The following is a 13,078-nucleotide window of genomic DNA, read 5'->3' on the forward strand; positions in this document are numbered from 1 at the left end:
CTACAGTAACACTTTCATTAGCGGAAGGATTATTACTTCATTAAGCAGTCTCACCCGCAAACAAAAACATACTATCACTTCGGCTGTAAAGTTAATACTTTCCCTTCAATTCCATCTGTATTTAAAGTAGTCATATGATACGTGCCATTTACCCAATCATCTATTTGATCATGATACCAATCGCTTCTAAAATGTCCTGACTGTCCTGGCCCTACGATATGATAACCGTTTGACATATCTTTCGTATCTATGACAAATCGCCAAGAAGCACCATGATTTACAATACCGTTATCTCCATAACTCGCTGCTTGAACGGTAACTTGGCTTCCGCCAATTGGAACTGGCTTCTCACGATTAAAAGCAAATAACGCTAACATACTAGATGATTTCGAAATTGGATGTGTAAAAGCAAGTTGATGGTAATCGCCCCACTTCCACTCTGCAACATCGGTTCCATACTCCTTCTGCAATTTCTTCATTACATTCTCGTACGATGTATGCACAACTTTTGTGAAGCCTCCATACTTAGAAAACCATACACTATTTTCCCTGGCTACTTGTTTCCGAATCAATTCATCAACAACTTGTGACTTTCCTTCAAATAACTCCATCACATCTTTCGGTATTTCTTTTGAAAATAACGTATTCGAAATCTCTTTCATTAACAAATGGAATATTAACGGTGCCGCTTCATCTTTACTATCGTAAAAATTCCACTTTGTTAATTGTTTTACGCCTTCTTTCTCTACTTCATTTAAAGCTGTTTTATGTAACTCTTTTAAAAATATAGGGACAAATTCTTTCCCGTATAAATTTTTTTGATCCATCTGTAACTCTTCTAAATCTTTCACCGTATACTTTTCTTTCTCTTGTAAAAACTCTTGAATACGCATTTGTCTATATGGCTGCGCCCACGTATTGCTAATATGGTATGGATAATTATCATCCACAATTTTATTATTCGCAGTTGAAATAAACCCTTGTTTTGGATTTATTACTTTTGGCAGTTGATCATATGGGATATATCCTTCCCATTCATATTCATCAGTCCACCCTGGCACTGGCAAACTCCCATCACCTTTTTTACGCACTGGTATATTTCCATTCGCTTTATAAGCAATCGTGCCATCGTTTGATGCAAATACAAAGTTTTGAGTTGGTGTATGAAAATCTTGAAGTGCCGTTTCAAACTCATTCCAATCTTTCGCTTTATTCATATTTAATACAGCCTTTAATTCAGCAGAAGGCTCCAAAGCAGTCCATTTCAAAGCGAATACTGTTTTCGTTTTCTCTTTTCCTTTATTCGCAAACTCTGAAATGACTGGACCATGCCTCGTAACCGTCACATTATACGGAATTGTTTTCCCGCCTTTTACTTTAATAGATTCGTCAACAACAGTAGCTTTTTCCCATTTATCGTTATACAAAAATTCATTTTCATTATTAGGGTTTCTCTTTTCAATATATAAATCTTGCACATCAGGACCGGTATTCGTAACGCCCCATGCTATTTTGTCATTGTGTCCTAATATAACACCTGGCACTCCAGCGAATATAACGCCACTCACATTTAAATCTTTCATTTCAAGTCTCGTTTGATACCATATAGAAGGTGTCGCAAGAGATAAATGAGGGTCATCCGCTAAAATTGGCTTACCTGACGCACTCTTCTCACCGCTCACAACCCAGTTATTACTACCGTTAAACTCCGGCGGAATGATCGTTTTTGAAAAACTTTGTGCTACGTCCACATTTGTATTTTTCAGTTCAGCGAGCAATCTAGGGGCATCTTTCGGATATGTAGGAAATAGCTCATTTGCTTGCTCTTTCGGAAGATTTTTCAGCGCCCAATAACGAAACGCTTGCCCGTGCCAATGTCCTCCTAAATCAAACGCCATATACTTCCCAATCGTTAAAGTATCAACAATTGACCATTCAGCAGGTTCATAACCTAATATAGTAAACGCAACTGGCAATCTCTTTTCCGCTTTCGCTTCACGTATAAAAGCGTTCACCCCATCAGCAAATGACTGCAAAGCAAATTTTGCTTCCCCATCATATTGACTAACAGACGCTTCTGCTGCTCGCCGTAAACCGAGCGTTCGAAACAATTTATCTCTATCAACGGCTGCTTCTCCAACAACTTCACTTAACATACCAGAAGCTTGCCTTCTACTTAAATCCATTTGAAATAAGCGATCTTGTGCTTGCACATACCCTTGCGAAAAATATAAATCATGTGCATTTTCCGCTTTAATATGCGGTACCCCGTTACTATCTCGTTTCACCGTAACAGCATGTTGTAAATCCTCTAGCTTTTTCGTTCCATCTATCTTTGGCATAGATCTCAGCGTATATACGTTCAAAAAAATCACACTGCAAATAATCAATAAAAGAACGATACTACTAGACCAAATAAAAATTCTCTTACCTCTAGTTCGTTTCTTCTTTATAACAACTTCCATATAACCCCTCCTTTCTCAAACTATTCGCTTCTATTTTGAAAGAACCTTTTAAAATAGAAAAATCCTTATATGCTACGGATCATACAAAATGAATCCTTCCTTTTCTTCACTTAAATCTACTTGCCCTTTCTTACACCAATTCCTCAAAATCCCCTTCACATAAGCGAACGTTCGCTTATTATGTTCAAACGCAATTTTAAGTGCTTCTAGTACTACCTTTCCTGAAACTCTTTGTATCCAATCCTTCAATTCCTTCACGATATATGGGGATAAACTACTAATATGTTGTTCATAAAACTTGTACACTTTACTATTGGGAACGGCCTCTTCTATACTTTCTACTTCTTTCTCTTCAATAACTTCTTGTAAACTACTAGTATCCTCTTCTTCAGGCATACCAAAATGCTGCAATAACAATGGAATCTTCCATTCTTCTTCAAGACATTTACGTAAAAACGTATGTATGAATTCTTTATTTTTCACAGTCTTTAACTCACGTAACACACACTTCTCTACATTCGTATTTAAAATAGGGTTATAGTGTAGCCAATTTAGTATGTATAACTCTTTCGTTTCCGCATCGTATAAAATCTTTCCGTATGCAACAAACCTATTTAACAGCTTCTCAACAGTCTCCATACTGTAGCCCGTTTCCAGTTCTGCCACACGCTTCGGTAATATGTAAATTCCACATTGCTTCGTTTTCGTACCAGTTAACAAATATATGTAAAAATAACGCTCCTCTGGCGTTAAATCTAATATGAATTCATCTTGCCAAAAGTTCACCTGCACATTACGGTACACCGCCATCTATTTCCCTCCACTCTTTGCTAGCAAATAAGAAATCCCAATCCTTCAATATAAATATAGGAATGTGGGAGCCGTTTTGGCATTCGAATTACAATTTTTTTTACTACTTACTGTAAAGTAACAAAAAGGTTATTTAATCTTGCTACCAAAAATACAATAGACATCTGTCTATGTAAATGACAGATGTCTATTAAAGTCGTTTAAAAATCTAGTTGTTTCATAGACAATGGATTTTTAGGTGAATAATAAAGTTGCTTCATTTGAGAACCAAATAATGAAAATGAACCCTCATAATAAACATAACAAATAGAGTATTTGCATTTAAACTTTATAAAACTCAAATGTATTTTTTTCTAGACATATTGCTTCATCGGAACTTTTAATAATAATATCAAAACGTTGACTGTATGGATGCATAAACACTTTATACTGAATCCGACGTTCTGCATGAGACCGCCTTAAATAATTGATATCGGCTCCCCTTTCAGCAATATCTCGGCTAGACCTTCTCATTAATTCCGTTTCATCATCTGTATAGAAGTAAATTGTTAAATCAAATAGATCGGGATTAATAAATGCGACACACATTCCTTCTACAATTGTCACTTTGTTTTTTGAAGAAATTAACTCGCTTTTCATATAATGCGTATCTATCGTATAAAAATCTAAACCAGCCCTTACCATCTGAACATCTCTTTCTAAAGCAGACAAATGATGCGCTGATGGATGACAAGCCGTCATTTTATAATGATGATTTTCGTTTTGATATGTATAGTCAATAATTGCATGCTTTCGTATGTCTGAACTAACAATATATGGATCTGTATTAATATAATTCACTTCATTTTGATCTAGTAGGTCTACAAGCATATTAGCAAACGTTGTTTTTCCAGCAGCGCCATGTCCTGAAACACCAATAACAACCTGTTCATTAGTCCTACTAATCCAATTTATGATTTCTTGCAATAACTTATCCATCCTTCTCCCCCTTTTACTGATATACTGCCCTTATTTTAATTAGTTAAATATTGAGATGTCCCCTCATCTTATTATACATGAAAGAAAAAATAGCATAATTATCCATCGTACCATCTCTATTTTTAAACAACTATATTATTCGTGAGCACTTACAACGACGTTTTTATGTTTTCGCGCTTGTTTTGTTCTTGTAGTTGTTTTTGTTTTGTTTTTTCTTAGTGATTTATTACTTGGTAGGTGCTTATGAGGGACTTGGAAGGGGCTATATAGCGTTTTATTCTCGTCTAATTTTTAATTACACATGCCCCCTACAATCTTCTTATACTGTGTACACCTATAAAAGTTTATTATTTCCGAAAATAAAAGTACTGAATTTTCTTCGTATATCCTTTTACTCTTCGTATCTTTTTTATTACATCGGAATTTACCTACTCTTGAACAGAAAAGAATGACAACTATGCCTTACCGAAAATTAATACGTTCTGTTCTCTTATTATTTGTAGAAGAACGACTCTTACGGATTCGCGGAATATTAGCATTGCTCATTTTCGCTTCATTCAGTATTTTATGGACTTCTTTAGTATTACCTCTAAGTGCTACACCTCATAATCTATCACATACAGCTATTGGTGCATTCGGCCTTGCTGGAGTTGCAGGTGCATTAGCTGCTACGAAAGCGGGACAATTAGCTGATAAAGGATTAGGACAACGAACAACTGGCATACCCTTATCTTTATTAGTACTTTCATGGCTCCTAATTAAATTTATTAACTACTCTCTATTGTTACTAATTTTCGGCATTATCCTTTTAGATTTAGCTGTGCAAGCTGTACATGTCACCAATCAAAGTATGCTTTTCACAGTGCGCCCTGAAGCAAGAAGTCGAATTACTGCCAGTTACATGATTTTTTATTCTATCGGTAGTGCAACGGGTGCCATTCTTTCAACAAATGTTTATGCAAAATATGGATGGAACGGAGTATGCCTATTAGGTGTATCCGTTAGTACTTTTGCTCTTTTATTTTGGGCAATGACCTTACGGCAATCATCACAACTAAAAAAAGAATAATTCATTTATATATTTTCTAATATGCATTTTTCTACAAGACTATAGAATACCATTTACTTTTTAAAATAAATCAACGGCATTTTCATATTAAAAATGCCGTTGATTCCAAACTTTTATGTATGCGATTCGCCATGTCATGTTAATGGTTCCTATACTAACGAAATACCTCTATTACAAATTACCTTTAACTTGTCCAACAATCTCATTTATCGTATTTCGATCAAACTTATCACTAATTTCGTATGGCTTACGATCTTCTACTAATTGTACCCCTACGATGTCTTTTCGGTCTTTACCATATTGCACTTCAATAATAGATCCACGCTCTATTTGTTTCCAAATGAGACCTGCTTCATCTTTATTATCTAAAATAATGCAGTCCTCAATATTTTCGTCAATCCCAATTAACTTATTATCATCCATATATCCAATCTCGTATCGTTGCCGTTCTTTCGCTTTGCCACTTACTAATATACCTTTGCTACCATATGAATAATCCGTATAGTCCTTTTTCTCCTTTTGTACCTCTTTCGACTTTTGTGCTTCCGTTTTTTCAGCAGCTCCACAACCTGTAATAAGACTGATTGGCATAACCGCTATTAATACAACTCTAGTAAACTTCTTTATCATTTGTAACCAACCTCACATGTTTAACTTTAAATTCCATTTATCCCCTTACCAAATAATAACATAACACTACAGAGAAGATGCCAAAGATAAAATATTATTTACATTCTCCCACTTTAAAAACCGATGCGGAAAGTTATACATCTATTTTGTCTCTTTCCCGTTTACCTTAATGTAATATTCTCATGATTATAATTAGATGGAAGGTCAAAATCACAAACTGAATTGCCAAGGAATTATAGAAAGTAGACATCCTACTCACATACGATTAGTATTAAATTTGAGAGGTATGGAAAACTCGATAAAAAATATAAACTATATCATTACAATTAAAATGGTCTTTATATTAAGGAAGGAAGTGCACAGCTATGGATTTTAAAACAGTTATGCAAGGGCTTGAATCCCTCGGTAAGGAAAGAACGAAAAAAATATACATATCTAACGGTGCACACGAGCCAGTTTTCGGCGTAGCTACGGGCGCTATGAAACCAATCGCTAAGAAAATAAAATTAAATCAAGAGTTGGCTGAGGAACTTTATGCCACAGGTAACTACGATGCTATGTACTTTGCAGGCATTATTGCAGATCCAAAATCTATGAGTGAGTCTGATTTTGATCGCTGGATGGACGGGGCATATTTTTATATGCTATCCGATTATGTAGTGGCAGTAACTTTATCAGAGGCAAATATTGCACAAGATGTTGCTGATAAATGGATTACAAGTGGGGATGAGCTTAAAATGTCTGCAGGCTGGAGTTGCTACTGCTGGCTTTTAGGGAATCGCAAAGACAATGAGTTTTCTGAAAGCAAAATTTCCGATATGCTTGAAATGGTGAAAAATACAATTCATGATTCACCAGAACGAACAAAATCCGCTATGAATAATTTCCTAAACACTGTGGCAATTTCATATGTACCGCTACACGAAAAGGCAGTTGAGACTGCAAAAGAAGTTGGTATAGTTGAAGTAAAACGTGATAAGAAAAAAAGCAGTTTACTAAATGCTTCAGAAAGTATTCAAAAAGAACTTGATAGAGGCAGACTTGGTTTCAAACGTAAATATGTAAGGTGTTAAAAGTATGAAGGTGTCAATCTAAGTGAGATTGACACCTTTTTTTATGGACATTACTAGATTAATGGGACTCAAAGTTAAAGAGAACCAATCATTCATTTCCCTCTATACATCTAAAACTTCTTCTTTCAATTTATATACTCTATCTCTTTTCTCATCATCTTTGATAAAAATAAGTTTTCCTTCTTTAACAAAACCTTCTAATATTAAGCATACTTGACCATATGCTTTAGGCTTATTTGTTGTGAATCTTTCATCGGGTATTTTACCAGATTGTATTAATCGTTCGCATAGCTCAAGTGCACTTATTTCTTCAGAATTAAGTAATTCCAAAATAGCTTTTTGCAATGGCGATAACGGTACGGGTATCTCAGCTACCTCCACCTTCTCTTTTTCTTCTTCAAATAAATCTTCAAATGAAATTTGATTCATTACATCTTTTCCTTTCTCACAATTGATTTATATAACATGAACTGAATCCTATATGTACTGGAACTTTAAATATTATGTATTGTTATGTAGTACTTACCTTATTACATGAATTTCAAACTCATGTCCGTAATCCCATATAGTATGTTTCGATTATACCAAATATACGTTCTGTCTTCTATTGTAGAATTTTTTATAACAGGAATGAAAGTAATAGTGAACATTTATCTCCTTTTCAGTTTTATAAACCATGTAAAAAAACAGAAGAAGTTCACATAATAAAATTATAGTTCCTCATTAATTTTCTACGCTAAAACGCAAAAAAGCACTTGTTGCCTTTAATTGACAATCAAGTGCTTTAAGTTTCATCTGTTTTTAAACAGCATAAATTTGTAAGTTTTGTAGTAACAGTATGACACCTTTTATATGTGGTAACAACTACTACGTTAAAACTTACGAGTTTGTACGAGTTCGCTAGTTTCATGCACATTTCATGTGTTTATATTCATCGCCCAATAAAATGTCATCTCGCCAAAGCTCGTACTTTGTTTTCTATTCTAGAATTGCACATTGTACTCCATGATGGTACAACCATCATGGAGTACGTATTTTCAAACACCCTATTATTTTTCCTGTCTACTTCACATATACTTTATTTTTTATTCATGTATGTGGTTATAATACTTACAAAATCACTATGTTTTTTATATTAAGACCGCTCTTCTTCATACTTTTTCATTCTTGCCATCAGTTCTTTGTCTATTTCATCTGTTAGTTCTCTATTTAAATATTTATACTCAAAATATTCAATTCTATCTGAAGGTCCAAATTCTGAATCATTCCAGTTAACATAACTAAACCGAACTGTTAATTTCCCTTCACCATTCACAATCATTGTAACTGAAAACCACGCCTCTTGTTGATTATCAATAAATACTTGTTGTAATTGAACTGTCAAATCAAATAATTCGTGCAGAAATTGATTATAAATTTTTCTATCAACATTATACATTCTAGGTATATAGTGTGAATATTTATATTCTTGTTTTTCATCTAAGGTTGTATAGAAAAAATAAACTCCTCCTTCCCCATCTTTCACCTCACCATTGAAGTAAAACTCTTCCCATTCAACAGGTATCATATCGTTTATCTTTTCAGCAATTTTACGATAAAGTTTATTTAATTCATTTTCAAATGACATATTATTTACCTCCTGCTTTATTTAAAATTTCACGTATAACCGGTTTCTTCCCTTGAATTTGATATTCTACCATGAACGAATTTGGTCTCATTGATTGCCCACTATATACTGGTTCAATCTTTACTGTCACTTTTTCAGGAGGCTTTCCACCTAATGCATTAGCCCATTCTTTCTCCATGTTATACCATTCTCCACCTGACCGATTAATCTGTTTATTTTGAGCGACTAAATTATCAATGTCACCGGATCCATGGAATTGCGTCCCTATCAAGTGCCCACCATCATCATCAGGCAATCGATCTTCTCTTCCTGCAGCCACTTGCATTCCTGTGTTTCGTTTTCCTTTTTGAAGTATTAATCCTTCCGCCTCAACATCTACTATTCTACCAAGCTCATCTGTTGTATATTTATAACCATCCTCAGTGATATAGCGTACGTTTGGCGCAAGTTCTTTCCTTCCATTTTTTCCTTTAACAATGTGCTTCCCAAGATCTTTCTCTTTTATTTCAGTTATCTTAGGAGTTTCACCCGTACCCTTAGCAAGTTGATAAGCGTCATCCTTAGCTGCCGCACTTGCCTTTGTAAACTTTCCAGTTACTTCTCCAACAGTTGAATATTCTATATAAGGAAGCTTCACTCCCATTCCAGTACCTGCTACCCTAACTGCTACTGGAATGTTTGTGTTTTTCATAGCATCTAGTGCATTCTTTAAAGTCTTATTTTCCTTAAGCGATTGTACCACATTATTTCTACGCTAAAACACAAAAAAGCACTTGTTGCCTTTCGTAGACAATCAAGTGCTTTAAGTTCATATGTTTTTAAGTAGCATAGATTTGTAAGATTTGTAAGATTTATAAGATCTGTAAGTTTTATAGTAACAGTACGACACCTTTTACATGCTATGAACTACTAAGTTAAAATTGACAAGTTTGTACGAGTTCTTAGTTTAATATACTTTCCATGTGATTATATTCATCACCCAGTAAAATGTCATCTCGCCTAAGCTCGTACTGCTTTTTCTATACTAGAATTGCACATAGTAGCCCCTGATGGTACAACCATCGTGAGTCATTATTTTCAAACTCCTTATTGTTTTCCTGTATCATTCAAAAATCTTTTTGGAGTTCTTTTATCTAGTTTTAATCATGTGATTTATCTAGATAGATGTATTAGTGAAGCATACCCATAAATTCATCGAATGTATCTGCCACATGATGACTTACTGGTTCAAGTTCAGCAGAATTCTCATGATCCCACACACAAACTTTCGGGTTACTTCTTGATTCTCTAAAATCTAAACATAAAAAATCACCGGCAAATAATACAGCAATTGGTAATAAAGCTACTCCCAGTAAATCTCCATCATCTGTAAGTCTCTCATCTAGCTGGGTCCATGTTACATCAATATCAAACATACCTATTTCAATATTTTCTGGGGCTTCAAGAATACATAAAAACCTAATAACTGCATAGCTATGGTTATTACACACAAAAGATTTCTTTTCTGGGGAACCACCATTATTAAATTTTATGAAATTCTTATAATCTACCGGTAGTTGAACTCTCCAAAATTCTTCTTTCTTTAATATTAAACTATCAGACGGTAACGGATAAATTATAGATTCTTTTTTAATTTCCATTCAAAACACTCCTTTTTTTATTATCTTGGCGCATCTGACCACATTCCTTTAGTCCTTCCACCATTATGAACAGTAATACCATGGATTCCATAAGGAACTAGTTGCATTTTCCCTGGTACTTCAGTATGATGCCACGTATAAGAACCATTTTCCACCATAGCCCTTATATCTTCTGGAAGTCTGTTGTTCAACCAGTCAAATTGCTCCACATCTCTTTTTAACCATAAATCTTTTGGAAGTTCATCTTTATGTACTACTAGACCAAGTCCTTCAAAATCAGCAAATCCATAGCGCATACCTTCTACTTTTTTCACTTCAACTTTCGGGATAAGATCTAGTTCTTCAGCTCGTTGTTTTATCATTTTCCTTTTATTACTTGTTAATTTGTTTCCACCTTTAATATTATTGGCCCAAGACCAGTTTTTAATATCTATTACCTCAATATAATGTCGAGCATAATCATCTAATACATCATCAAAATTCTTAGTTCCGTTAATAAAATCATCTATATTATTTAAATTAACTTCACTTGCTGTCTTACTTCTATTACCCGTACCCTTCGCAAGTTGATAAGCGTCATCCTTAGCTGCCGTACTTGCCTTTGAAAACTTTCCAGCTACTTCTCCAACAGTTGAAGATTCTATATAAGGAAGCTTCATTCCTATTCCAGTATCCACCGTCCTAACTGCTACTGGAATAGGAGTATTTTTCATAGCATCTAGTGCATTTTTTAAAGTCTTATTTTCCTTAAGCGATTGTACCACATTTTTACCCAAATTTGGATTAAAACCAGGGATTCCTTCTTTGAATTTTAATAATTTCGCTAAATCAGCTAATTCACTCGTGCCTTTGAATGCTTTTACTCCTTTTCCTACTGCTCCAACAACTGGGATTGCATCTAATCCGCCAAAAATGATGTTTCCTACCCGCTCTTCTTGGCTCAATTTCCGGTGTGTTCCCCAGTCTTCTCCGTCGATACCACTTTTGATTTGTACAGCGCCGTATACTACTGCGGCAGCGGCCCCGAGTGGTGGGCAAAGGATTGTTGTGATGATGATTCCTACGCCTATTCCTATGTCTCGCACCATTTCTAGTTTTTTCTGTTCATCTTCTATCGATTTGTATTCAAATCCTCGTGTGGATGGGACTACTTTCTTATATTCTTCATAATTTAGTTTTGCATCTGGATTTTGTTTTTTTAGTTCTTTGTATTCCCCTCTCAGTACGTTATCAAATGCAGGTGAATCTTTAAAAATATCTTCTACAGTTATTTTATCTTTTTTTGTTTTTATTGTTTGCGGTACACTTCCGTATCCCGCGTGCGCATCTGGTAATACTGTCGTTGTTGTAGAGCCAATTCGGTTATTTGTTTCGAAGCTAAGAATAGATGTATCTCTCATTTTTTGAGCGAATTTATCCATTTCTACTAAAAAAGGTTTATCTATATGTTCAGAGACCAATCGCCCTGCTTCTCCGCAATATTTTTGTAATGTCGTATAGCTTTCAAGTAATTCCCCGATTTTTTGCGATTGATCTTTTGGGCTAAAATGTATACTACCATCTGAGTCTAAATCTCGTATTCTTCCATCAATTTTTTTTAATGATTCATTTGCGTGCCGTAATTTTATGAGTGCATCTTTTGTAATTCGATTCATACCATCTCCCATGTTTTGCCATGGTTCAGGTCTATATTTCACATCCATTTCGTTTTCATCCCCCAGCCGTATGGTGATTTCTACAACTTACTTAATCTTTCACGTAATTGTTCGTCCTTTTCAAGCATTTCCACGCATACATTTCCTACAACTTTCGCCGACCTCAAATAGTGTTCAGACAATTCAAGTGTTTTGTGTAATATATCAGGATATTTTTCAATTACTCTCATCGCTTCACCTTTTTGATAAAAATCACTGCTTAATAAACTCTCAATATTTGTTCCAATGACGTCTACATGGATTTTATATATATTTTCTAACTTCATTACTATATCAAGTAGTTCTTGAAAATTAACTAATACTTCTTCTCCACCACCAGAACCACTATCTCCCATTGAAACTTGCATTATTGAATACCTCCTAACGAGAATTGTCTCGGGTCAATTAACTTTTTATATGGCATTTTTAACACGTCATACAATTTCTTATTAACCGCATAGAGGCTCACCCAGTCATATCGATTACGATCTACATCTATTTGAACGAAATCTTCTCCTTCAGTGAAATATAAGAAACATTCCCATTTTCCTCCTCTATTACTTCGAGGCCTCGTATACGTTTCTATCGCTATAACGTCTTTATTTGATAAATCTTTTCCCTCAAATGTTTGTTGTTCTGCCTCTGTCATTCTCTTTGAGAAAAATGTATCTTCTATTTCTCTCGGTTCTCTCAATAAGAAGGGTATGCGTGTTAATAATGAAAAATATACGTCCGGTTTTGGTATGTAGTCGATCTCGTATTTTTTATTTGGTTCTATTTCTGTTAATACAGCCACTCGGTCTTTATCCTCTTTTAAAAAGCCAATTAATACATTATTCATTCTCGTGTATTCATGACAATTTTCATATTCCTTTAATAGCTCAATTATTTGAAAAGCTGCAGGGGTAATTCCGTTTTCACTTGTAAGTAGGCCTTTTTCTTTTAAACTCATAGTTGCTTTCGTGACACATTCTTCATCAAGTAAAATAATTACGTCACGGTTTGGCAATCCAAATATATCCGTAACCCCGGCTGCACCTGCGAGAACATATAATTCAGCTGGTGCAAAATTCCTTTCTTTTCCCATTCTTT

General features: G+C 34.7%; 12 protein-coding genes and 1 pseudogene. 2 read left to right on the forward strand and 11 right to left on the reverse strand.

Going from position 1 to position 13,078, the window contains the following annotated elements:
• Positions 1-74: 74 nt before the first annotated feature.
• The 3 genes from ACS2MN_RS09605 to ACS2MN_RS09615 all read right to left on the reverse strand — a co-directional run bounded on the left by ACS2MN_RS09605 (position 75) and on the right by ACS2MN_RS09615 (position 4,253).
• On the reverse strand, positions 75-2,465 hold the full coding sequence (locus ACS2MN_RS09605) for a penicillin acylase family protein (protein ID WP_346994495.1): 2,391 nt from the start codon (positions 2,463-2,465) through the stop codon (positions 75-77).
• Between the two features lie 72 nt (positions 2,466-2,537).
• Positions 2,538-3,275: a DnaD domain-containing protein gene (locus tag ACS2MN_RS09610; RefSeq protein WP_000312076.1), complete on the reverse strand. Its 738-nt coding sequence runs from the start codon at positions 3,273-3,275 to the stop codon at positions 2,538-2,540.
• Positions 3,276-3,596: 321 nt separating this feature from the next.
• A complete protein-coding gene (locus ACS2MN_RS09615) occupies positions 3,597-4,253 on the reverse strand; it encodes a uridine kinase family protein (protein ID WP_098806320.1) in 657 nt (218 codons plus the stop codon).
• 385 nt (positions 4,254-4,638) lie between these two features.
• Here ACS2MN_RS09615 and ACS2MN_RS09620 point away from each other — a divergent pair.
• Positions 4,639-5,322, forward strand: a pseudogene (locus ACS2MN_RS09620) (MFS transporter); the annotation flags it as partial.
• 171 nt (positions 5,323-5,493) lie between these two features.
• Here the strand turns inward: ACS2MN_RS09620 and ACS2MN_RS09625 are convergent.
• Positions 5,494-5,952 carry a hypothetical protein gene (locus tag ACS2MN_RS09625; RefSeq protein ID WP_098806318.1) on the reverse strand — a complete coding sequence of 153 codons (459 nt, stop codon included), beginning with the start codon at positions 5,950-5,952 and terminating at the stop codon, positions 5,494-5,496.
• Between the two features lie 365 nt (positions 5,953-6,317).
• On the opposite strand from ACS2MN_RS09625, the gene ACS2MN_RS09630 reads away from it, so the two are divergent.
• Entirely contained in the window at positions 6,318-7,025 is a 708-nt protein-coding gene (locus ACS2MN_RS09630; RefSeq protein WP_346994494.1) for a DNA alkylation repair protein, read from the forward strand.
• A 102-nt stretch (positions 7,026-7,127) separates the two neighbouring features.
• Here ACS2MN_RS09630 and ACS2MN_RS09635 read toward each other — a convergent pair whose 3' ends face one another.
• The 7 genes from ACS2MN_RS09635 to ACS2MN_RS09665 form a co-directional block, all read right to left on the reverse strand.
• Positions 7,128-7,454: a DUF3895 domain-containing protein gene (locus tag ACS2MN_RS09635; protein WP_098806316.1), complete on the reverse strand. Its 327-nt coding sequence runs from the start codon at positions 7,452-7,454 to the stop codon at positions 7,128-7,130.
• A gap of 706 nt (positions 7,455-8,160) precedes the next feature.
• A complete protein-coding gene (locus ACS2MN_RS09640; RefSeq protein ID WP_000007322.1) occupies positions 8,161-8,652 on the reverse strand; it encodes an immunity protein YezG family protein in 492 nt (163 codons plus the stop codon).
• A 1-nt stretch (position 8,653) separates the two neighbouring features.
• Entirely contained in the window at positions 8,654-9,394 is a 741-nt protein-coding gene (locus tag ACS2MN_RS09645) for a DNA/RNA non-specific endonuclease (RefSeq protein ID WP_000250833.1), read from the reverse strand.
• A gap of 427 nt (positions 9,395-9,821) precedes the next feature.
• Positions 9,822-10,292, reverse strand: a complete 471-nt coding sequence (locus ACS2MN_RS09650) for an SMI1/KNR4 family protein (protein WP_000403324.1) — start codon at positions 10,290-10,292, stop codon at positions 9,822-9,824.
• A gap of 20 nt (positions 10,293-10,312) precedes the next feature.
• Complete coding sequence (locus ACS2MN_RS09655; RefSeq protein ID WP_000382726.1) at positions 10,313-11,995, reverse strand: HNH endonuclease signature motif containing protein; 1,683 nt, start codon at positions 11,993-11,995, stop codon at positions 10,313-10,315.
• Positions 11,996-12,027: 32 nt separating this feature from the next.
• Complete coding sequence (locus ACS2MN_RS09660) at positions 12,028-12,354, reverse strand: MFS transporter (RefSeq protein ID WP_070173503.1); 327 nt, start codon at positions 12,352-12,354, stop codon at positions 12,028-12,030.
• Positions 12,354-13,073 carry a DUF5081 family protein gene (locus ACS2MN_RS09665; RefSeq protein ID WP_000514188.1) on the reverse strand — a complete coding sequence of 240 codons (720 nt, stop codon included), beginning with the start codon at positions 13,071-13,073 and terminating at the stop codon, positions 12,354-12,356. Before ACS2MN_RS09665 ends, ACS2MN_RS09660 begins: the two co-directional genes overlap by 1 nt.
• Positions 13,074-13,078: the final 5 nt, after the last annotated feature.

The sequence above is a fragment of the Bacillus cereus group sp. BceL062 genome (genome assembly GCF_051780025.1).
GTDB lineage: Bacteria > Bacillota > Bacilli > Bacillales > Bacillaceae_G > Bacillus_A > Bacillus_A toyonensis.

Excerpts from the sequence above, each read along its gene's own strand:
- ACS2MN_RS09605 (WP_346994495.1), bottom strand. The coding sequence starts at position 2,465 with ATGGAAGTTGTTATAAAGAAGAAACGAACTAGAGGTAAGAGAATTTTT.
- ACS2MN_RS09610 (WP_000312076.1), bottom strand. The coding sequence starts at position 3,275 with ATGGCGGTGTACCGTAATGTGCAGGTGAACTTTTGGCAAGATGAATTC.
- ACS2MN_RS09615 (WP_098806320.1), bottom strand. The coding sequence starts at position 4,253 with ATGGATAAGTTATTGCAAGAAATCATAAATTGGATTAGTAGGACTAAT.
- ACS2MN_RS09625 (WP_098806318.1), bottom strand. The coding sequence starts at position 5,952 with ATGATAAAGAAGTTTACTAGAGTTGTATTAATAGCGGTTATGCCAATC.
- ACS2MN_RS09630 (WP_346994494.1), top strand. The coding sequence starts at position 6,318 with ATGGATTTTAAAACAGTTATGCAAGGGCTTGAATCCCTCGGTAAGGAA.
- ACS2MN_RS09635 (WP_098806316.1), bottom strand. The coding sequence starts at position 7,454 with ATGAATCAAATTTCATTTGAAGATTTATTTGAAGAAGAAAAAGAGAAG.
- ACS2MN_RS09640 (WP_000007322.1), bottom strand. The coding sequence starts at position 8,652 with ATGTCATTTGAAAATGAATTAAATAAACTTTATCGTAAAATTGCTGAA.
- ACS2MN_RS09650 (WP_000403324.1), bottom strand. The coding sequence starts at position 10,292 with ATGGAAATTAAAAAAGAATCTATAATTTATCCGTTACCGTCTGATAGT.
- ACS2MN_RS09655 (WP_000382726.1), bottom strand. The coding sequence starts at position 11,995 with ATGGATGTGAAATATAGACCTGAACCATGGCAAAACATGGGAGATGGT.
- ACS2MN_RS09660 (WP_070173503.1), bottom strand. The coding sequence starts at position 12,354 with ATGCAAGTTTCAATGGGAGATAGTGGTTCTGGTGGTGGAGAAGAAGTA.
- ACS2MN_RS09665 (WP_000514188.1), bottom strand. The coding sequence starts at position 13,073 with ATGGGAAAAGAAAGGAATTTTGCACCAGCTGAATTATATGTTCTCGCA.